Here is a 20,304-nt window from a genome sequence, read left to right as displayed (position 1 = left end):
CGGCGCCTCCCCGTCCGGCTCTCAGCAGGCCCGCAGGCCGGCCACGGCGAACAGGCGGTCCCGGTCGGTCCAGCCATGTTCCACCGCCCAGCCGCAGGGCGCGGCCAGCGCGGCCAGGCTGTCGAGGTCGTATTTGCGCGAGCTTTCCGTGTGGATGCTTTCCCCCGCGCGGAAGGCGAAGCGCCGCCCTTCCAGGGCCACAAGGCAATCCCGCCGGCACACCAGATGCATCTCGATTGCCGATTCGCGGGCGTTCCAGCGCGCTTCGTGGCTGAAACCGCCGGGGGGGAAATCGGCACCCAGCTCACGGTTGATCCGGGTCAGGAGGTTCAGGTTGAAGGCGGCGGTGACGCCCGCGCGGTCGTCATACGCGGCCAGCAAGGTGTCGAGATCCTTGCGCAGATCCACCCCGACCAGCGCCGTGCCGCCGGTACCGACATGGGCGCGCATGCGGCACAGAAAGGCGGATGTTTCCTCCGCATCCAGATTGCCGATGGTGGAGCCGGGAAAGAAGCCGCAGCGCGGGACGCCGGCGGGAAGGCCGGCCGGCAGATCGAAATCGGCCGTGAAATCGGCGATCACCGGCCGCACCTTCAGTTCGGGGAAGCGGCGGGTGATGCGCGCCGCGCTTTGCGCCAGGAAATCGCCGGCGATGTCCACCGGGATGTAGAGGCTGGGGCGCAGCGCCTCCAGCAGGATGGCGGTCTTCACGGCGGCGCCGGCACCGTATTCCACCAGCACCGGCGCAGGACCCGCGAAGCCCGCCATGGCGGCCGCCTGGTCGCGCAGGATCGTCGTTTCGGTGCGGGTCGGGTAATATTCGTCGAGCCTGGTGATCTCCTCGAACAACCGGCAGCCGCGGTCGTCGTAAAGCCATCGGCTGGGCAGGGTCTTCCGCGGCCGGGACAGCCCGGCGATCACGTCGTCCCGGAAGGCGTCGTGCTGCCAGGCGGTTTCGGGGGCATCCAGCATCTCAGGCATCCTCGGCCAGCCGCAGCCCGCTGAACTGCCAGCGCGCATCGGGAGGGAAGAAGTTCCGGTAGGTCGGGCGGGAATGGCCTTCCGGCGTGGCGCAGGAACTGCCGCGCAGCACGAACTGCCCGCACATGAACTTGCCATTATACTCGCCCACCGCCCCTTCCGCCGGGCGGAAGCGCGGATAGGGCGTGAACGGGCTGCGCGTCCATTGCCACACCTCGCCGAACATCTGCCGCAGGCCCGCCCCGCCCGAGGCGGCGCGCGGCCGCAGCGCCGGCGCGGCGTCAGGCGCGAGATCCCGCGCGGCGTGTTCCCATTCCGCTTCGCCCGGCAGGCGCTTCCCGGCCCAGGAGGCGAAGGCATCCGCCTCGAAATAGCTGATATGGGTGACCGGGTCGTCGGGCCGCACGGGCTGCAGGCCATGCAGCGTCATGCTGTGCCAGGCGCCATCATGCTGCCGCCAATAGAGCGGCGCGTCCCAGCCTTGCGCCTGCACCGTGGCCCAGCCGGCCGACAGCCACAGCAGCGGATCGCGGTAGCCGCCATCCGCGACGAACTGCATCCATTCGCCATTGGTCACCAGCCGGTCGGCGAGGCGGAAGGGCTCGACCAGCACCCGGTGGCGCGGCCCTTCGCAATCAAAGGCGAAGCCGCCGCCGGCATGGCCGATCTCGACGATGCCGCCGTCAAAGGAATGGTACTGCGTTTCGCGCGGCGCCCCCGCCGCCATGGCCGGCGGCGCTTCGGAATAAGCGGGGCAAAGCGGATTCTGCGCGAACAGGTGCAGGATGTCGGTCAGCAGCAACTCCTGGTGCTGCTGCTCGTGATGGCATCCGAGTTCCACCAGTTCCCACAGGCCTGGCGGCAGGTCGCGCCGCAGCAGTTCCGCCATGGCGCGGTCCACATGCGCGCGATAGGCCATCACGCTGTCCAGCGAGGGCCGGGTCAGCATACCCCGGCGCGGGCGCGGCTGCCGGGCGCCGAGCGTCTCGTAATAGGAGTTGAAGAGGAAGTTGAACGTGTCGTCGAAGGCCGCATAGCCCGCCAGGTTCGGCCGCAGCACCATGGTTTCGAAGAACCAGGTGGTGTGCGCCAGATGCCATTTCGCGGGGCTGGCATCCGGCATGGATTGCGCGGTCGCATCGGCATCCGACAAGGGCCCGGCCAGATGGCGGCTGGTGGCGCGAACGGTGCCGTAAAGTTGCGCGAGGCCTGCCGGTGGCGTGGCTGGTATGGCATCCATTTGGCGTTCTCCCGCAGATATTCCGGCAATGGCGGCCAATGGCCACCACAGCACTGCCCGGGCAGTTGGCGCCGTTCCGGCAGATGGCAAGATCAACCATGGACAGGAGAGTCGCGCCGGGGCTGGGTGGAAATGGAATCCACGCGGTCGGGATAGAAGGCGAGATGGCAGCGAATGGCCGCCACCGCCGCCGGCGGCGCTTCATAGCTCCAGACGGCATTCTCGGCCGAGCGGCCGGCATGCGGAATGCTGAAATAGGTGGCCTCGCCCTTGTAGGGGCAGTGGCTGCGATGTTCGCTGCGCCGCAGCAGGGACATGTCGGCATGTTCCCGGGGCAGGTAATAAACCGGCGGATAGCCCCGCTCCCGCAGGATCAGCGCCGCCTGGCTGTCCGCCACGGTGCGCCCGGCCACCGACACGATCACCCGGTCGGGACAGGGCTGGATCTCGATCCCCGCCGCTTCCGGCTTTTCCGGCTGCGCCATCGCCTTTTCCTCCCCGCGCCATGGACGCATGGGCCGGCATGGCCGTCAGCCCGCCGGGTTCATGCGGCCTGCAACGCCAGGAGGAGGGCTGGCGTTGCACGACATCCTGGGTCAGGCGGCCTTCACCTCGGTCAGGAAGCTGGCCACCTCGCTGCGCAGCCGTTCCGACTGGCGCGACAATTCGCCGGCCGCCTGCAACACGTCTCCGGCAGCCTGCCCGGTTTCCTCCGCCGCCTCGCTCACCTGGCCGATGTTGCGCGTCACCGCCTGGGTGCCGGACGCGGCCTGCTGCACGTTGCGGGCGATCTCCTGGGTGGCGGAGCCCTGTTCCTCCACCGCGGCGGCGATGGCGCCGGCGATCTGGTTCACCTCGTCGATCGTGGCGGCGATCTCGGTGATGGCGGAAACCGCTTCCCGCGTCACCTGCTGGATCTGCCCGATCTGGCTGCCGATCTCCTCCGTCGCCTTGGCGGTCTGGGACGCGAGGTTCTTCACCTCGGAGGCCACCACGGCGAAGCCCTTGCCCGCCTCGCCCGCCCGCGCCGCCTCGATGGTGGCGTTCAGCGCCAGCAGGTTGGTTTGGCCGGCGATATCCGCGATCATCTGCACCACGTCGCCGATTCGCGCGGCGGCGGCGGCCAGGGCCCGCACCGTTTCATCGGTGCGGCGGGCATCGGCGGCGGCGCGGCCCGCCACCTGGGCGGATTGCGCGACCTGTCGGGTGATCTCGGCGATGGACGCCGAAAGTTCCTCGGCGGCGGCGGCCACCGTCTGCACATTGGCCGATGCCGCCTCCGCCGCGCTGGCCACCGCCTGGGACTGGCTTGTGGCCGTCCCGGCACTGCCGGTCATGGATTGGGCCGTGGCGTGCAGCTCCGTCGCCGCGGCCGAAAGCAGCCCGACCAGCTCCCCCGCCGATGTCTCGAACCCCTGCGTCAGCGCATCCAGCTTCTGGCCGCGCTGTTGCTGCTGCTCCCGCTGCTGCGCCTGCTCCGCTTCCAGGGCCTCGGCCTGCCGCAGGCTCAGCCGGAGCCTTTCCCCGGCCCGGGCCAGCGTGCCGACCTCGTCCGCGCGTTCGCCGCCCGGAATGGCCACGGCCAGTTCGCCCTCCGCCATGCGGGCCAGGCCGCCCGTCATCTGATGCAAGGGCCGCAGGATGGAACGGCGCACCGTCAGCACCACGGCGCCCGCCATCACGGCGACCATGCCCGCCACGCCCAGCAGAAGCAGCAGGGACAGGCGGTCGCCCGCCTGCTCCAGTTCACGCGACAATTGCGCTGCCTCATTGCGCGCGGCCGTCGCGCTGGCGTCCAGCGCCGTGTTCAGCGCCCGCCGATTGGCCCGGTTGGCTTCGTTGTTGCCTTGGAGATCGGCGGCAGCCGGTCCCTGCTCAAGCCCGATGCGCATGGTTTCCCGCCGGAAGCGGCGGAACTCGGCGGCGGCGGCTTCAACCTGGGCAAAGGCGGCGCGGCCTTCCGCGGGCACCAGCGCACGCCATTGGCCAAGATCGGCGTCCAGCTGGCGCAGGGTTTCCTCCAGCGGGGCGGCGAAGCGGCGCGCATCCTGGCTGTCCCGGGCCTGGTAGATGCCCCGGCTTTCCATCACCACGGCGAAGATGTGGCCATTCACCCGCTCCGCTAGTTGGGCAGCCAGCGCCGCCCGCCCGGCTTCGCCGGCCAGGGCCTGCAACTGGCCCAGGGCCCAGCCCCCGACAAGGGCACTGCCAAACGCCGTCACCGCAAGAAGGCCCATCAGCCCGTAAAGCCGCATACCCAAGGATTGGCCAAGTCGAGCCCACATGAAGGTGATATCCCCTTCCTTGAGGCCGCCGGCATTTGGGGGCAGACCGGCGTCCAGGTTTCCGCCCGCAATCTGCACGGCCATGGTAAGGAAAGGATGAAAGCGGAGCCAGGATTGGCGACGACTGCCCCACATAACAAATGTTGAACAGGCGCCGGACAAAAATTGGGCCGTTTGTTAAATTACGACACAGAAGTTCTGTTAACCTTGTTTACGATGTTTCACACACCGCCTTGGGAAGGAGCGTCTCTGCCATGAGCGCAACGCCGCCCCCGCCACGGACGTCCAGTGCCGGTGGCTCACAGCGCTGGAACTACCTCGACCAGATGCGGGCCATCCTCATGCTGATCGGCATCCCCTATCATGTGGGGCTGATCTACGCGACGCACGCCCCCTGGATCATCGACTCCCCGGACAAGTCCGAGGGGCTGACCTGGGCGTTGCAGTTCAGCCATACCTTCCGCATGTCGGTGTTCTTTCTGCTTGCCGGCTTCTTCGGCATGTTGATGATCCGCCGCTACGATGCGAGCACCTGGCTGAAGGGGCGCCTTTGGCGCGTGGGGGTGCCGCTTGTGGCGGCGCTGGTGCTGATCAGCCCGATGATCGTGATCCCGACCGCCATCGGCCAGGGCGGCTGGGACAATGCCATTCCCGGCCTGCTGGCCGCCATGCGCAATCCGGATCTCAACTGGACGGTGCATCTCTGGTTCCTGATGTACCTCCTGGGGTATTGCGTGCTGCTGGCCGGGCTGTGGCAGTTGCGCGGGCCGCTGCGCCTGGAACGCGGGCTGAACATGTTCCTGGATGCGGTGGAGCGGCACCCGGTGGTGGGCTGGCTCGCTGTGCTGGCCACGGGCGTGGCGTCCGTGGGCTTCGCCGGCGTCGCGGCGCTGGCCGGCGTCAGCTACATGTTCAACGAGATCTTCGTTCCCGGCCAGTTCGTCGCCTATGGCCTGGTGTTCCTGGCGGGCACATTGCTGGCCTACCGCCTGTCCTGGCTGGAGGCCTTCACCCGTCCGCGCTGGTCGATCTGGGCCCTGGCGGTGGCATCCGCCATCACCATGGCGGTGTTCCAGCCGCAGGAGGACGATGCCAGCCGCCTGCTCACCTATTTCCTGTGGCCCATGGTCGGCATCCTGTTCTCGCACCTGCTGCTGTCGGCGGCACGGATGTGGCTGGACCGCTCCACCTCCCTGTCCCGCGCGATGGTGGAAGGCGCCATGACCATGTACCTGGTGCATGTGGTGTTCGTCTGCTGGCTCGGCCTCGCCTTCCTGAGCGTTGAATGGCCGGCGATGGTGGAGTTCACCATCATCTCGGTGGCGGCCGTCGCCCTGTCCTGGGGCTTCCACCTGATCGTCCGCCGCAGCCCGGTGCTGATGATGCTGTTCAATGGCCGGGCCAGCCTCCCGGCCGCCCATGGCCGACTGAGCACGGCGACCTCCTGACAGCAAAAGAGCGGCTTTCGCCGCTCCATGCGGGCGCCGGCTTCCGGCGCCTCACCCGTTCCTCAACCCGGCCAGGCGGAAGCCCGGCCGGGTTTCTTTTTCAGCGGCGCCGCTGATCCACGTCCCGCACCGCGCCGCGCGCCGCGCTGGTGGTCAGCGCCGCATAGGCCCGGAGCGCCGCCGACACCACGCGGTCACGGTTTTCCGGATGCCAGGCCTGGGCGCCCTTGGCTTCCATGGCCTCGCGCCGCGCCGCCAGCTCCTCCGCCGGCACGGCCAGCACGATGGAGCGGTTGGGGATGTCGATCTCGATCTGGTCGCCATCCTGCACCAGCCCGATCAGCCCGCCTTCCGCCGCCTCGGGCGAGACATGGCCGATCGACAGGCCGGAGGAGCCGCCGGAGAAGCGGCCATCCGTCACCAGGGCGCAGGCCTTCCCCAGCCCCTTCGACTTCAGGTAGGAGGTCGGGTACAGCATCTCCTGCATGCCAGGGCCGCCCTTCGGGCCTTCGTAGCGGATCAGCACGATGTCACCCGGCACGATGCGGCCGCCCAGGATGCCTTCCACCGCCGCGTCCTGGCTTTCGAAGATGCGGGCCGGCCCGTGGAAGGTCAGGATCGAGGCATCGACCCCGGCCGTCTTCACGATGCAGCCATCCTCGGCCAGGTTGCCATACAGCACGGCCAGGCCGCCATCCTTGGAGAAGGCATGGTCGAGGTCGCGGATCACGCCCTTCTCGCGGTCGAGATCCGGCTCCTCCCAGCGGGCGGACTGGCTGAACGCCTCGGTGGTCGGGATGCCGCCGGGCGCCGCGCAGAAGAAGTCGCGCACGCTGGCGCTTTCGGTGCGCTTCAGGTCCCAGCGCTCCAGCGAATCCGCCATGGTGGCGGTGTGGATGGTGTGGACGTCGCGGTTGATCAGCCCGGCGCGGTCCAACTCACCCAGGATGCCCATGATGCCGCCGGCGCGGTGGACATCCTCCACATGGACGTCGGCCACGGCGGGGGCCACCTTGCACAGCACGGGCACGCGGCGGGACAGCCGGTCGATGTCGCGCATGGTGAAGTCGACCTCGCCTTCCTGCGCCGCCGCCAGCAGGTGCAGCACGGTGTTGGTGGAGCCGCCCATGGCGATGTCCAGCGTCATCGCGTTCTCGAAGGCGGCGACGGTCGCGATGTTGCGCGGCAGGGCCGTGGCGTCGTCCTGCTCGTAATAGCGGCGGGCGAGATCGACGATCAGCCGCCCCGCCTCGACAAACAGGCCGCGGCGGTCGGAATGGGTCGCCAGCACGGTGCCGTTGCCCGGCAGCGCCAGGCCCAGCGCCTCGGTCAGGCAGTTCATCGAATTGGCGGTGAACATGCCCGAGCAGGAGCCGCAGGTCGGGCAGGCCGAGCGTTCGATCACCGCCACCTCGGCATCGGTGACGGTGCTGTCGGCGGCGGCCACCATGGCGTCGATCAGGTCGATCGCCCGCTTGGTGCCGCGATGCACCACCTTGCCGGCCTCCATCGGCCCACCCGAGACGAACACCACGGGGATGTTGAGGCGCATCGCCGCCATCAGCATGCCCGGCGTGATCTTGTCGCAGTTGGAGATGCAGACCAGCGCGTCGGCGCAGTGGGCATTCACCATGTACTCGACGGAATCCGCGATCAGCTCGCGCGAGGGCAGGCTGTAGAGCATGCCGCCATGCCCCATGGCGATGCCGTCATCCACCGCGATGGTGTTGAATTCCTTGGCGACGCCGCCGGCCGCCTCGATCTCCCGCGCGACCAGCTGGCCGAGGTCCTTGAGGTGGACATGGCCGGGCACGAACTGGGTGAAGGAGTTGGCCACCGCGATGATCGGCTTGCCGAAATCGCTGTCCTTCATGCCGGTGGCGCGCCAGAGCCCGCGGGCGCCGGCCATGTTGCGGCCATGGGTGGTGGTGCGCGAGCGGTAGGCGGGCATGGTGATGTTCCTCCAGCGGGCAGGGAAGCCGGTGTCGGCCATCGCGTTCAAGGCTGCGCGGCCGGTTCATTGCGGGTTTAGCGCCCTTGGCCCCATGGAGCCAATCCTTGTGGACGAACAGGCGCCCTGCCCCTGCGGCATGGCGGCGGCGCGGGAAGACCTTACCCGGGCGGCAGCAGGCATGGTTCTCTGTTCCACCCGCCAGCGCCGTTTCCCAGGAGCCGTCCCGATGTATGTGCCTCCCGCCTTCCGCGACACCGAGCTTGCCAGCCTGCACGGGGCGATCCGCGCGGCGCGGCTGGCCAACCTGGTCACGGCCACCGCGGAGGGGTTGCTGGCCACGCCCCTGCCCCTGTTCCTGGAAGAAGCCGAAGGCGAGCAGGGCGTGCTGTACGGCCATCTGGCCCGCGCCAACCCGCAATGGAAGCAGCCCGCCCTCGGGGAGGCCCTGGCCATCTTCATGGGACCGGACGCCTATGTCTCGCCCGGCTGGTATCCCACCAAGGCGGAAAGCGGCAAGGTCGTGCCGACCTGGAACTATGTCACCGTCCACGCCACCGGCCCCATCGAGTTCTTCGAGGACCCTGGGCGGCTGCTGGCCGTGGTCAGCCGCCTCACGGAACAACACGAAGCCGGGCGGGCCATGCCCTGGGCCGTGGCCGATGCGCCGGAAAGCTTCGTGCGGGCGCAACTGCGCGGCATTGTCGGCCTGCGCCTGCCGATCGCGCGGCTGGAAGGCAAGCGCAAGCTGAGCCAGAACCGCAGCGAGGCCGACCGGGAGGGCGTGGCGGCCGGGCTGGCCGCCAGCGACGATCCCGCCGACCAGGCGATGGGCGCGCTGATCCCGCGCTGAGCCCGGCGCCCGGGCTTGCGCCTCAGGCGGTGTGCAGGCGGCTGCGCACCAGGTCGCGGAAGGCCGCCGTCACCGCCGGCGCGGCGCGGCGTTGCAGCACCAGGCTCATGGGCGCACGCGGGGCATCCCCCTCGATCGGGCGATAGGTCACGCCGGGCGTGTGGAGGTGGCGCATCGAGGCCGGCACAATGGAGATGCCGATGCCCGCCGCCACCAGCGTCACGGTGGAGCCCATCTGCGGCGCCTCCTGGCCGATCTGCGGGCTGAAGCCGGCGGCGAGGCAGCCGCCCACAATGGCGTCATACAGCGCGCTGCCATTGCGGCGCGGGTAGAGGATAAAGGTTTCCGTTGCCAGCTCCGCCAGCGGCACGGCGGACCACGCCTCGAGGCGGTGGCCGACCGGCAGGGCGACCAGCATCTCCTCGTGGAACAGCACCTCCTCCTCCAGCCCCTCGGTTTCGGCCGCCGCCGGGCGGATAAAGGCGGCGTCCAGTTGCAGGACCCGGAAGCGCGCCAGCAGCGCCGCCGTGTTCTCCTCCATCAGCTGCACGCCGACCTGCGGGAACTCGGCGCGGAAGTCGCGGATCACGCGGGTGACGAACGGGTTGAACGAGGCCGAGGATGTGAAGCCGATGCGGATCGTGCCCAGTTCCCCGCGCGCCGCCGCGCGGGCGTTGTCGGCGGCCTGGTCAAGCTGCGCCAGGATGGAGCGGGCGTCGCGCAGCAGGCGCTGTCCCGCCTCGGTCAGGGCCACGCCGCGCGGCAGGCGGTGAAACAGCGTCACGCCCACCAGCCGCTCCAACTGCTGCATCTGCTGGCTCAAGGGCGGCTGCGCCAGGCCGAGGCGGGCGGCGGCGCGCGTCATGTTCAGTTCCTCCGCGACCGCCACGAAGTAGCGAAGGTGACGCAGTTCCATATGTCTGCCCTATGGCTAGCCGGGGTTCAATATATTGGACAGGCCGGATGGTCGAGGGCAGAGTTCATCGCCCGGCGCCTGGACGCGCCGGAGCAAAGACAAAGAATTTCTGGGGAGAGATGGGGATGGTCGCCAAGATCGTAGCTCCGCCTGCGTTGTCGCAGCCGGGCAGCGGACATGTCCTGGGGCCGGTCACGCGCCGCGCCGCGCTGCTCGGCGCCATGGGCGGCGTTGGCAGCCTGGCGCTGGCCGGACGCAGCGCCCAGGCGCAGGCGAGCAAGCCCGCCGAGATCAAGGTCGGCATCGCCACCTTCCTGTCCGGCCCTTCCAGCGTGTTCGGCGTGCCGGGGCGGCAGGCCGCGGAAATGCTGTTCGACGAGCTGAACGAGGCGGGCGGCATCGGCGGCGTGAAGGTGCGCCCGATCTTTGTCGATGAAGGTCCCGGCGTCGATCACTTCGTCGGCGAGTACCGCCGGCTGGTGCAGAGCGAGAACGTCAACCTGATCTTCGCCGGCATCTCCTCCGCCGACTGCCTGGCCTGCGCGCCGCTGTCGGACGAGATGAAGCGCCCCACCCTGCTGTGGGATTGCGGCACCCAGCGCATCTTCGAGGACGGCAAATACGAATACGCCTTCCGCACCCAGGCCAATGCGACGCCCGAGGTGCTGTCGGCGCTGCTCTACCTGCTGCGCGCCAAGCCGGATTTCCGCTCCATCGCCGTGGTCAACCAGGATTACGCCTGGGGCCGCGATTCCTGGGACATCTTCCGCACCGGCCTGCAGGCGCTGAAGCCCGGGGTGCGCGTCGCGGCGGAGCTGTTCCCGCGCTTCGGCGCCACCGATTTCTCCACCGAGATCACCCGGCTGCTGGCGCTGCGCCCGGATGTGGTGCTGTCCACCACCTGGGGCGGCGACCTGGATGCCTTCATCCGCCAGTCCTTCGACCGCAAGCTGTTCGAGCGCTCCACCTTCGTGCTGCCGTTGGCGGAATCCTCGCTGGAGCGGGTGGGCAAGTCGCTGCCGGCCGGCCACATCATCGGCGCGCGCGGCGACCACTGGTTCCTGCACCCGAGCCCGCGCGACCCGGCGCTGCTGGCCCGCTTCACCGAGAACTACCGCAAGCGCTTCAACACCTACCCGATCTATTCCACGCACCACATGGCGCAGGCGGTGTTCGCCATGAAGGCGGCCTACGAGAAGGCGATCGCGGCCAAGGGCGGCGCCTGGCCCACCGATGCCGAGCTGGCGGCGGCCTTCAAGGGGCTGGAATTCCCTTCCCTCACCGGCTCGGTCCGCATCCGCGAGGATGGGCAGGGGCTGGAGGACCAGCTGATCGGCACCACCCTCCACACCGACAAATACCCCTTCGCCGTGATGACCGACATGGTGGTGTTCCCGGCCGCCTCGGTGACGGCGCCGGTGGGGCAGAAGAGCCTCGACTGGCTGAAGACGCTGAAGCCCGACATGGTGCAGGCCCTGCCGCAACCCGTCGCCTACAAGCCCTGAGGCAGGCCGATGGGGGACTGGCTTTCGCAGAACGGGCTGCTGCTCGGCCTCGCCACGCTGGACGGGCTGTCCTACGCGGCGGCGGTGTTCATGGTGGCGGTCGGGCTGAACCTGGTGTTCGGGGTGCTGCGCATCCTGAACATCGCGCATGGCAGCCTGTATGCCATCGGCGGCTATGCCGCGGCCTCGCTCAGCCTGTTCCTGTCGTCGCGCGGCCTGCCGGAATGGCTGTCGCTGCCGGCGCTGGTGGTGGCGGCCGCCCTGGTCGGCGTGCTGCTCGGCCCGGTGATCGAGCGCCTGCTGCTGCGCCGGGTCGAGGGGCAGGAGCCGGTGCTGCAATTGCTGGTCACCTTTGCCCTGTTCATGGTGCTGGAGGATCTGCAGAAGCTGGTCTGGGGCGTGCAGCCCGTGGTGTCGGACACGCCGGTGCGGCTGCTCGGCAATGTTGAGATCCCCTTCGGGGCCGACACCATTCCCTTCACCGCCTACCAGCTTTTCGTGCTGCCGGGCATCGCCCTGCTGACGCTGGTGGGCCTCGCCTGGTTCCTGCGCCGGACGCTCGCCGGGCGCATGATCGTCGCCGTCACCGAGGACCGCGAGGCGGCGCGCGCCATGGGCATCGACGCCGCCAAGGTGACCCTGCTGACCTTCACCGCGGGCGCGGCGCTGGCGGCGCTGGGCGGCGCGCTCGCCTCCCCCGTCGCCTCGCTGGTGCCGGGCGTGGGGGCGCAGACCATTGTGCTGAGCTTCGCCGTGGTGGCGACGGCCGGCCTCGGCCGGGTGGAGGGCGCGGCGGTCACCGCCCTGCTGATCGGCCTCGGCCGCGCCTTCGCCGTGTATTTCGAGCCGGAGCTGGAGGTGGTGGTGCCCTACATCATCATGGTGCTGGTGCTGCTGATCCGGCCCCAGGGCCTGTTCGGCACGCCGGAGACCCGACGCATATGAGCCGCTCCACGGAAATCCTGCTGGCGCTGATCGGCGCCGCGCTGGTGCTGGCGCTGGCCTGGGCCGTGCCCTGGCTGCGCTTCGTGATGACGATCGCGCTGGCCAAGGGCCTCGCCGTGCTCGGCATCCTGCTGTTGCTGCGCGCGGGGCAGGTGAGCTTCGGGCACGCGCTGTATCTCGCCTTCGCCGCCTATGCCGTGGCCTTCGGCGCATCGGTGGTGCCAGAAACCCTGGTGCTGCTGCCGCTGGCGGCGCTGGGCGCGGCGCTGCTCGGGCTGGTGGTCGGGCTGTTCGTGGTGCGCTACCGCGAGATCTTCTTCGGCATGCTGAACCTGGCGCTGTCCATGGTGTTCTATTCGGTGCTGGAGAAGTTCTACGCCATCACCCATGGCACGGACGGCATCCGCCTGCCGCCCACCACCTTCGCGGGCCAGACCCTGTCCAACGAGGCGCAGGGCTGGGCCATGCTGGTGCTGGCGCTGCTGCTGTCCCTGGGCTTCGGCGCGCTGATCCGCGCTTATCTCGCCTCCCCCATGGGGCAGGCCCTGGCCGGCATCAAGACGCGCGAAACGCGGCTGGAGTTCATGGGCATCTCAGGGCGCCGCGTGCTGCTCGCCGCCTATGTGTTGTCGGCACTGATGGCCGGCTGCGGCGGCGCGGTGCTGGCGATGACCACCCGCCACGTCACCCCGGCCCTGGCCTACTGGACGGCCTCGGGCGAGCTGGTGTTCATCGCCATCCTGGGCGGCGCCGGCAGCGTGTTCGGCCCCTTCCTGGGCGCGGTCGCCTATGAGCTGACGCGGGTCTATGCCGCCGCCCTGGTGGCCGATGCCTGGCAGATGATCCTCGGCCTGGTGCTGCTGCTGGTGATCCTGTTCGCGCCCGGCGGGCTGTGGGGCATGGGGCGCGCCTTGCTGGCGCGGCGGAGGTCGGCATGAGCGTGCTCCTGTCCGCCCGCGGGCTGCGCATCGCCTTCGGTGGCCTGAAGGCCGCCGACGGCATCGACCTGGACGTGATGGAAGGCGAGTTCCTGGCCATCATCGGCCCGAACGGCGCCGGCAAGACCACCTTCATCAACATGGCCACCGGCTATCTCCGCCCGCAGGCCGGCAGCATCACCTATGACGGGCAGCCGATCCTCGGGCTGAAGCCGCGCCGCATCGTCAAGGCCGGCATCGCCCGCTCCTTCCAGTTGCCGCAGCTTTTCACCGAGCACACGGTGCTGGAGAACGCCGCCCTCGCCATCGCCGCGCGGGCCGGGCCATGGGCGCCGCTGGCCCCCCTGCTGCAACGCCGCTTCCGCGCCGAGGCGGAGGAATTGCTGGACCGCTTCGGCCTGCTGCCGCTGGCCGACCGCCGCGCCGACGCGTTGAACGAGGGCGCGCGCAAGCTCGCCGACATCGCCATGGCGGTGGCGCTGAAGCCGCGCCTGCTGCTGATGGACGAGCCCACCAGCGGCGTCGCCTCGGCCGAGAAGATGGCGGTGGTGGAAACCCTGACGCGCGTGCTGCGGGATTCCAGGGTCACCGCCGTGTTCGTGGAGCATGACATGGAGGTGGTGGCGCGCTTCGCCGACCGGGTCGCGGTGTGGGGCCAGGGCAAGATCATGGCGCTGGGACCGCCGCAGCAGATCCTGAACGATCCCGCCGTGCTGCGCGACGTCATTGGCGTGGCGCCCGTGGGAGATGGCGCCGGGACCGGCAAGGAGGGTGCCCATGCTGCGACTTGACGGCGTGTCGGTGGAGATCGCCGGGGCGCCGGTGCTGCGGCGCGTTTCGCTCGCGGTGCCGCCGGGCGGGCGGGTGGCGCTGATCGGCCGCAACGGCGCCGGCAAGACCACCACCCTGCGCACGCTGATGGGGCTGCTGGCGCCCAGTTCGGGGGAGGTGGCGTTGGACGGCAAGCCCTGCACCGCCCTGCCGGCGCATCACCGCGCCCGTCTTGGCATCGGCTACGCGCCGGAGGAGCGCAAGCTGTTCGGCGCCTTCACCGTGCGGGAGAACATGCTGCTGCCGGCGCAGGTGCTCGGCCTGCCGGGCAGCGAGATCACGCGCCGGCTGGAGGCGGTTTATTCGCTGCTGCCGGAACTGCGCGACTTCGCGCCGCGCCGCGCCGCGGGGCTGTCGGGCGGGCAGGGCAAGATGGTGGCGCTGGGCCGCGCGCTGATGGTGGGCACCCGCGCCGTGCTGCTGGACGAGCCCTTCCAGGGCCTCGCCCCCGCACTCGCCCTGCGCTACGCCGAGGCGCTGGGGCGGCTGCGCAGCGCGCTGCCGGATGTCGCCATCCTGATCACCGAAAGCAGCCCCGATCTTCTGCGTTCCCTGGTGGACAGCACCTTTGTCATCGAACGCGGGGAAATCGCCGCCGCCTGACGGCGCTTCCCGCCAAGCAAGACCTGGAAATGGATCATGACGAGCACGATAAGGGTTGCGGCGAAATTGTTGGCGCGGAGCGTGCCGGGGCCGTTCGCGTGAGCGCGCCCCAGCAGAACGGGCTCCAGAACGGACCGCTGGCCGGGCTGACGGTGGTGACGCTGGAACAGGCGGTGGCAGCGCCCTATTGCTCCTCCCGCCTCGCCGATGCGGGCGCCCGGGTCATCAAGATCGAGCGGCCGGAAGGCGATTTCGCACGCGGCTACGATGCCGCCGTGCATGGGTTGTCGAGCTATTTCGTCTGGCTCAACCGCGGCAAGCAGAGCCTCGTCGCCGACATCAAGGACCCGGAGGACGCGGCGCTGCTGCACCGGATCCTGGAAGGCGCCGACGTGTTCATCCAGAACCTGGCGCCCGGCGCGGCGGAACGGGCCGGCTTCGGCTCGGACGAGTTGCGCCGCCGCTATCCCCGCCTGATCACCGTGGATGTCAGCGGCTACGGCGCCAACAACGCTTATGCCAGCATGAAGGCCTATGACCTGCTGGTGCAGGCGGAAAGCGGGCTGGCCTCGATCACCGGGCATCCCGCCGGGCCCGGGCGCGTCGGCGTCTCGGTCTGCGACGTGGCCTGCGGCATGGCGGCGCATGCGGCGGTGCTGGAGGCGCTGATCGCGCGCGGCATCACCGGGCAGGGCCGCAAGCTGGAGGTCAGCCTGTTCGACGGCATGGCCGACTGGATGAACGTGCCGCTGCTCTACTACGAAGGCACGGGCAAGGTGCCGCAGCGCGTGGGCCTCGCGCATCCCTCCATCTGCCCCTATGGCGCCTTCCCGACGGCCGATGGCAGCCTGGTGCTGATCTCGATCCAGAACGAGCGCGAATGGGCGCAGTTCTGCGAGGTGGTGCTGCAGGATGCCGGGCTGGCCACGCGCCCCGGCTTCAACAGCAACAACGCCCGCGTCGGCAACCGGCCCGAGGTGGATGCGCTGGTGGCGGCCCGCCTCGGCGCGCTGAGCCGCGCCGAGGCGGCGGAGCGCCTCAACCGCGCCCGCACCGCCTTCGGCTTCGTCAATGAGCTGCCCGACCTTCCCGGCCATCCGGCGCTGCGCCGCGTGCCGGTGGAAACGCCGGGCGGCATGGCCTCGATCGTCGCGCCGCCCGCCCTCGCCGATGGCGCCGCCCCGGCGCTGGGACCGGTTCCCGCGATCGGGGAGCACAGCGCCGCCATCCGCGCCGAGTTCGCGGCCCCCGGCCGGCAACAGGACCATAGTGGAGAAACGCAGCCATGAGCCCGAACGACGTGAGCGCGGCGCCCGAATCCCCCGTCACCGCCGGCCTGTCGGAATTCGCCGCCGGCGTGACGCTTGCCGCGCTGCCGCCGGAGGTGGTGGCGCGCACCCGGCTGCTGGTGCTCGACCTCGCGGGCAATGCGGTGCGGGCGCGGCATGACGCGGAAAGCACCCCGGCTCTGCTGGCGGCGGTGCGCGCCCTCGGGCTCGACCATGGCAGCAGCCGCGTCTTCGGCGACAGCGCGACCTATGCGCCGGCCGGCGCCGCGCTGATCAACGCGACCCTCGGCCATTCGCTCGATTTCGACGACACCCATGCCGAGGCCGTGGTGCATCCCGGCGCCCCGGTGATCCCCGCCGCGCTGGCCGCCGCCGAGATGGTGGGCGCATCCGGCGCCGAGGTGATGGCCGGCATCGTCGCCGGCTACGAGGTGGCGCTGCGCCTGGCGCTGGCCCTGCCGGCCGGGGCGCATTACGACCGCGGCTACCATCCTTCCGCCACCTGCGGCGCCTTCGGGGCGGCGGCGGCGGCGGGGCGCGTGTTCGGGCTGGACGCGGCTTCCATCGCCTCGGCCTTCGGCATCGCGCTGAGCCAGAGCGCCGGCAGCCTGCAATTCCTGGCCAATGGCGCCTGGACCAAGCGCTTCCAGGTGGGCTGGGCGGGCATGGCGGGGCTGACCGCCGCCACCCTGGCGCGCGAGGGCTTCAAGGGCGCCGCCAACGCCCTGGAGGGCAAGCACGGCTTCCTCCGCTCCTATGCCCCGGCGCCGGTGCCGGAACGCGCGCTGCGCGACCTCGGCCAGGTCTTCGAACTGATGGCGACCGGCGTGAAGCCCTATCCATCCTGCCGCTGGGGCCATGCCGGCATCGACGCGGCGCTGGCGCTGCGCGAGGAGCTGGCGCTGCGGCCGGAGGAGATCGAGGGGGCGACCCTTGGCATTTCCCGCGCTGGGCTTCTGCTGGTGGGCGAGCCCGCGGCGCGCAAGGCCGATCCGCAGAACATCGTGGACGGGCAGTTCAGCGGTCCCTTCGTGATCGCCGCCGCGCTGGCCACCGGGCGGATGGACTGGGACAGCTACAAGGCGCTGCACGACCCGGCGATCCGCACGCTGATGCCACGCATCGCCTGCGAGAACGACCCGGAGATCGAGGCCGAGTTCCCGGCCAACATGTCCGGCAAGCTGACGCTGCGGGCGCGCGGGCAGGTGTTCACCCGCACCGTGATCGTGCCCAAGGGCGAGCCCGCCAACTTCCCCAACGAGGACGAGCTGCGCGGCAAGTTCGCCGGGCTGGCCGATGCCGTGATCGGCGCCGAGCGCGCCGCCGCCCTGGCCGAGGAGGTGCTGCGCCTAGACCGCCTCAACGATGGCGCCGCCCTGCTGCGCCACGCCGCCTGAACAGGAGCCAAGCCATGGATGCGATGAGCCATCGCGACGACCCGCATGCCGATCTGCGCGAGGAAGTGGCCAAGCTCTGCGCCCGCTTCCCCGGCGAATACTGGCGCAAGCTGGACGAGGTGCGCGGCTACCCCACCGAATTCGTCAACGCGCTGACCGAGGCGGGCTACCTTGCCGCCCTGATCCCGGAGGAATATGGCGGCGCCGGCCTCGGCCTGTCCGCCGCTGCCGCCATCCTGGAGGAGGTGCAGCGGCAGGGCTGCAACGGCGCCGCCTGCCACGCGCAGATGTACATCATGGGCACCATCCTGCGGCATGGCAGCGACGCGCAAAAGGCCGAGTACCTGCCCAAGATCGCTTCCGGCGAGCTGCGCCTGCAAGCCTTCGGCGTGACGGAGCCGACCAGCGGCACCGACACCACGGCGCTGCGCACCACGGCGCGGCGGGAAGGCGACAAGTACATCGTCAACGGCCAGAAGATCTGGACCAGCCGCGCCGAGCATTCCGACCTGATGCTGCTGCTGGCGCGCACCACCCCGCGCGAGCAGGTGCAGAAGAAGACTGAGGGGCTGTCCACCTTCATCGTGGACATGCGCACGGTGCTGAACAAGGGCCTGACCATCCGGCCGATCCGCACCATGATGAACCATAATTCCTGCGAAGTGTTCTTCGACAACATGGAGGTTCCCGCCGAGAACCTGGTCGGCGAGGAAGGCCGTGGCTTCCGCTACATCCTCGACGGCATGAACGCCGAGCGGCTGTTGATCGCCAGCGAATGCATCGGCGATGCCAAGTGGTTCATCGAGAAGGCGGTGGGCTACGCCAAGGAGCGCGTGCTGTTCAACCGCCCGATCGGGCAGAACCAGGGCGTGCAGTTCCCCATTGCCAAGGCTTATGCCCAGATGCGCGCCGCCGAGGCCATCGTCCACAAGGGGCTGGAAAAGTTCGAGCGCGGCGAGCGCCCGGGCGAGGAAGCCAATATGGGCAAGATGCTGGCCGCCGAGGCCAGCTGGGCCGCCGGCGAGGCCTGCGTGAACACCCATGGCGGCTTCGGCTTCGCCGAGGAATACGACATCGAGCGCAAGTTCCGCGAAACCCGGCTGTACCAGGTGGCGCCGATCTCCACCAACCTGATCCTGTCCTATCTCGGCGAGCATGTCCTCGGCATGCCCAGGAGCTACTGAGCCATGTCCACCGACTACGCCGCCTGGGTCGGCCGCCAGGAACAGCAGCATGACGTGGTTGTGCCCGGCCCGCTCGACCGCCTGGCGGCGACGCTGGACCGCGACGACCCGCCCTTCGCCGCCGGGGACGCGGCGCCGCCCCTGGCGCACTGGATCCTGTTCCTGCCACAGGCGCGCCATTCCTCGCTGGGGCCGGACGGGCACCCGGCGCGCGGCGGCTTCCTGCCGCCCGTGCATCACCTGCCGCGCCGCATGTGGGCCGGCGGGCGGCTGCGGTTCCACGCGCCGCTGCGCGTCGGCATGGCGCTGACGCGCACCTCCACCATCGCCGAGGTGACGCGGCGCGAAGGCGCCTCGGGCGAGCTGATCTTCGTCACCGTGCGGCACGAGCTGCGCGAGGACGGGCAGGACGCCGTGCTGCTGACGGAGGAGCATGACATCGTCTACCGCTCCGCCGACACGCCGGCGGTGAAGTCGGCTCCCGCCGCGCCGCCGCCGGGCGACTGGCAGCGGCAGATCGTGCCAGACGCGGTGATGCTGTTCCGCTATTCCGCGCTGACCTTCAATGGCCACCGCATCCATTACGACCGCGACTACGTCACGCGGGAGGAAGGCTATCCCGGGCTGATCGTGCATGGCCCGCTGACGGCGACGCTGCTGCTCGACCTCGTGCGGCGGCAGCTTCCGCAGGCCACGGTCACCGCCTTCTCCTTCCGCGCGCTGTCGCCGCTGTTCGATGGCGCGCCGGTGACGCTGCATGGCACGGCGCCGGATGCGGAAGGCCGGATCACGCTCTGGGCCACCAACCCGTCCGGCGGGCTGGCGATGCGGGGGGAAGCGCGCATCGCCTGATCCCCGCCTGCACCCGACAAGAACCACCAGGGAGGACCACCATGATGAAGCGCAGGACGTTGATCGCCGCAACCTCCGGCCTGCTGGCGCTGCCCGCCGTGGCGCGCGCCCAGGGCTGGAAGGCGCAACGGCCGGTCACCATGCAGGTGCCGTTCTCCGCCGGCGGCCCCACCGACGTGATGGCGCGGCTGCTGGCGCAGAAGATGTCCGCCATCCTGGGCCAGCCGGTGCCGGTGGAGAACGTCGGCGGCGCGGGCGGCATCCTCGGCACCCAGCGCACCTCCCGCGCCGAGCCGGATGGCTACACCATCGGGCTCGGCCATATGGGCACGCATTCGGCCAACCCGTCCTTCTACAAGTCGCTGCCCTATGACCCGGTGGCCAGCTTCAGGCCGCTCAGCCTGTTCGCGGTGAACCCGATGGTGCTGGCGGCGAAGCCCAGCTTCGTGCGCAGCCTGCCGGAGCTGCGGCAATGGATCGGCGCCAATCGCGGTCAGCTGACGGTGGCGACAGCCGGCACCGGATCGGTGTCCTTTCTGGGCGCGCTGCTGTTCGACCGCGCGACGGAAGCCGGCGCCACGCTGGTGCCTTATCGCGGCGCCGGCCCGGCCTTGCAGGACACCATGAACGGCGTCACCGACGTGATCGTGGACCAGGCCGTGACGGTGATCCCGCAGGCACGCGGCGGAACGCTGGTGCCGCTGGCGGTCACGGTGCCGCAGCGCCTGCCCCAGTTGCCCGACGTGCCGACCGCCGCCGAGGCTGGGCTGCCCGCCCTCGACATCGCCGTGTGGAACGCCGCCTTCGCCCCCGCCGGCCTGCCGGACGCCCAGGCGCAGGTGCTGACCGCGGCGATCAGCCAGGCGCTGGACGATCAGGCCCTGGCGGCGCGCTTCGCGGAGATGGCGATCCAGGTGACGCCACCCGACCAGCGGGGGCCGGACGCCCTGCGCGCCCTGATCGCGCGGGAGATCCCGCGCTGGGCCAAGCTGACCCAGGAAGCCGGCATCAAGCCCGAATAATCCCGCTTGCGGGCCTGCGCGGCCGCGTGCTTGGCCCCATCTGGCCTTTGGGCCGGATCGCGGA

At 70.1% G+C, this 20,304-nt stretch carries 18 protein-coding genes; 12 read left to right on the top strand and 6 right to left on the bottom strand.

Annotated elements, in window-relative coordinates:
* Window positions 1–21: 21 nt before the first annotated feature.
* The 4 genes from egtD to F0Q34_RS15175 form a co-directional block, all read right to left on the bottom strand.
* A complete protein-coding gene (gene egtD, locus F0Q34_RS15190; RefSeq protein WP_149813080.1) occupies window positions 22–972 on the bottom strand; it encodes an L-histidine N(alpha)-methyltransferase in 951 nt (316 codons plus the stop codon).
* Window position 973: 1 nt separating this feature from the next.
* Window positions 974–2,221 carry an ergothioneine biosynthesis protein EgtB gene (gene egtB / locus F0Q34_RS15185; RefSeq protein WP_149813079.1) on the bottom strand — a complete coding sequence of 416 codons (1,248 nt, stop codon included), beginning with the start codon at window positions 2,219–2,221 and terminating at the stop codon, window positions 974–976.
* Between the two features lie 92 nt (window positions 2,222–2,313).
* Window positions 2,314–2,706: a DUF427 domain-containing protein gene (locus F0Q34_RS15180; RefSeq protein ID WP_149813078.1), complete on the bottom strand. Its 393-nt coding sequence runs from the start codon at window positions 2,704–2,706 to the stop codon at window positions 2,314–2,316.
* Window positions 2,707–2,817: 111 nt separating this feature from the next.
* Window positions 2,818–4,458 (bottom strand): methyl-accepting chemotaxis protein, encoded by a 1,641-nt coding sequence (locus tag F0Q34_RS15175; RefSeq protein WP_161600892.1) that lies wholly within the window; start codon window positions 4,456–4,458, stop codon window positions 2,818–2,820.
* A gap of 302 nt (window positions 4,459–4,760) precedes the next feature.
* Between F0Q34_RS15175 and F0Q34_RS15170 the strand changes: the two genes are divergently transcribed.
* Entirely contained in the window at window positions 4,761–5,954 is a 1,194-nt protein-coding gene (locus F0Q34_RS15170) for an acyltransferase family protein (protein ID WP_161600891.1), read from the top strand.
* 100 nt (window positions 5,955–6,054) lie between these two features.
* On the opposite strand, the gene ilvD is transcribed toward F0Q34_RS15170, so the two are convergent.
* Window positions 6,055–7,905: a dihydroxy-acid dehydratase gene (gene ilvD / locus F0Q34_RS15165; protein WP_149813075.1), complete on the bottom strand. Its 1,851-nt coding sequence runs from the start codon at window positions 7,903–7,905 to the stop codon at window positions 6,055–6,057.
* Window positions 7,906–8,134: 229 nt separating this feature from the next.
* On the opposite strand from ilvD, the gene F0Q34_RS15160 reads away from it, so the two are divergent.
* Window positions 8,135–8,758 carry an FMN-binding negative transcriptional regulator gene (locus tag F0Q34_RS15160; protein ID WP_149813074.1) on the top strand — a complete coding sequence of 208 codons (624 nt, stop codon included), beginning with the start codon at window positions 8,135–8,137 and terminating at the stop codon, window positions 8,756–8,758.
* A gap of 22 nt (window positions 8,759–8,780) precedes the next feature.
* Here the strand turns inward: F0Q34_RS15160 and F0Q34_RS15155 are convergent, their stop codons facing one another.
* Window positions 8,781–9,674 (bottom strand): LysR family transcriptional regulator, encoded by an 894-nt coding sequence (locus F0Q34_RS15155; protein WP_149813073.1) that lies wholly within the window; start codon window positions 9,672–9,674, stop codon window positions 8,781–8,783.
* 125 nt (window positions 9,675–9,799) lie between these two features.
* Between F0Q34_RS15155 and F0Q34_RS15150 the strand changes: the two genes are divergently transcribed.
* The 10 genes from F0Q34_RS15150 to F0Q34_RS15105 all read left to right on the top strand — a co-directional run bounded on the left by F0Q34_RS15150 (window position 9,800) and on the right by F0Q34_RS15105 (window position 20,240).
* Window positions 9,800–11,179 carry an ABC transporter substrate-binding protein gene (locus F0Q34_RS15150; protein ID WP_174242058.1) on the top strand — a complete coding sequence of 460 codons (1,380 nt, stop codon included), beginning with the start codon at window positions 9,800–9,802 and terminating at the stop codon, window positions 11,177–11,179.
* 9 nt (window positions 11,180–11,188) lie between these two features.
* Window positions 11,189–12,124, top strand: coding sequence for a branched-chain amino acid ABC transporter permease (locus F0Q34_RS15145; protein ID WP_149813072.1), 936 nt, complete (start codon window positions 11,189–11,191; stop codon window positions 12,122–12,124).
* Window positions 12,121–13,062, top strand: a complete 942-nt coding sequence (locus F0Q34_RS15140) for a branched-chain amino acid ABC transporter permease (RefSeq protein ID WP_149813071.1) — start codon at window positions 12,121–12,123, stop codon at window positions 13,060–13,062. The genes F0Q34_RS15145 and F0Q34_RS15140 overlap by 4 nt, the downstream gene beginning before the upstream one ends.
* The gene (locus tag F0Q34_RS15135) at window positions 13,059–13,853 is read left to right on the top strand and encodes an ABC transporter ATP-binding protein (protein ID WP_149813070.1); all 795 of its coding nucleotides are present in this window, start codon (window positions 13,059–13,061) and stop codon (window positions 13,851–13,853) included. The genes F0Q34_RS15140 and F0Q34_RS15135 overlap by 4 nt, the downstream gene beginning before the upstream one ends.
* The gene (locus tag F0Q34_RS15130; protein WP_149813069.1) at window positions 13,840–14,496 is read left to right on the top strand and encodes an ABC transporter ATP-binding protein; all 657 of its coding nucleotides are present in this window, start codon (window positions 13,840–13,842) and stop codon (window positions 14,494–14,496) included. Before F0Q34_RS15135 ends, F0Q34_RS15130 begins: the two co-directional genes overlap by 14 nt.
* Window positions 14,497–14,594: 98 nt before the next feature.
* The gene (locus F0Q34_RS15125) at window positions 14,595–15,785 is read left to right on the top strand and encodes a CaiB/BaiF CoA transferase family protein (protein ID WP_241665509.1); all 1,191 of its coding nucleotides are present in this window, start codon (window positions 14,595–14,597) and stop codon (window positions 15,783–15,785) included.
* Window positions 15,782–17,182 carry an MmgE/PrpD family protein gene (locus F0Q34_RS15120; protein ID WP_149813067.1) on the top strand — a complete coding sequence of 467 codons (1,401 nt, stop codon included), beginning with the start codon at window positions 15,782–15,784 and terminating at the stop codon, window positions 17,180–17,182. Before F0Q34_RS15125 ends, F0Q34_RS15120 begins: the two co-directional genes overlap by 4 nt.
* Before the next feature lie 14 nt (window positions 17,183–17,196).
* Window positions 17,197–18,366 (top strand): acyl-CoA dehydrogenase family protein, encoded by a 1,170-nt coding sequence (locus F0Q34_RS15115; RefSeq protein ID WP_241665508.1) that lies wholly within the window; start codon window positions 17,197–17,199, stop codon window positions 18,364–18,366.
* A 3-nt stretch (window positions 18,367–18,369) separates the two neighbouring features.
* Entirely contained in the window at window positions 18,370–19,218 is an 849-nt protein-coding gene (locus F0Q34_RS15110) for an FAS1-like dehydratase domain-containing protein (protein WP_149813066.1), read from the top strand.
* Between the two features lie 41 nt (window positions 19,219–19,259).
* Complete coding sequence (locus F0Q34_RS15105; RefSeq protein ID WP_149813065.1) at window positions 19,260–20,240, top strand: Bug family tripartite tricarboxylate transporter substrate binding protein; 981 nt, start codon at window positions 19,260–19,262, stop codon at window positions 20,238–20,240.
* Window positions 20,241–20,304 lie beyond the last annotated feature (64 nt).

This window comes from Teichococcus oryzae, assembly GCF_008386565.1.
GTDB lineage: Bacteria > Pseudomonadota > Alphaproteobacteria > Acetobacterales > Acetobacteraceae > Pseudoroseomonas > Pseudoroseomonas oryzae.
This window is presented reverse-complemented; position numbering and strand designations above follow the sequence as displayed.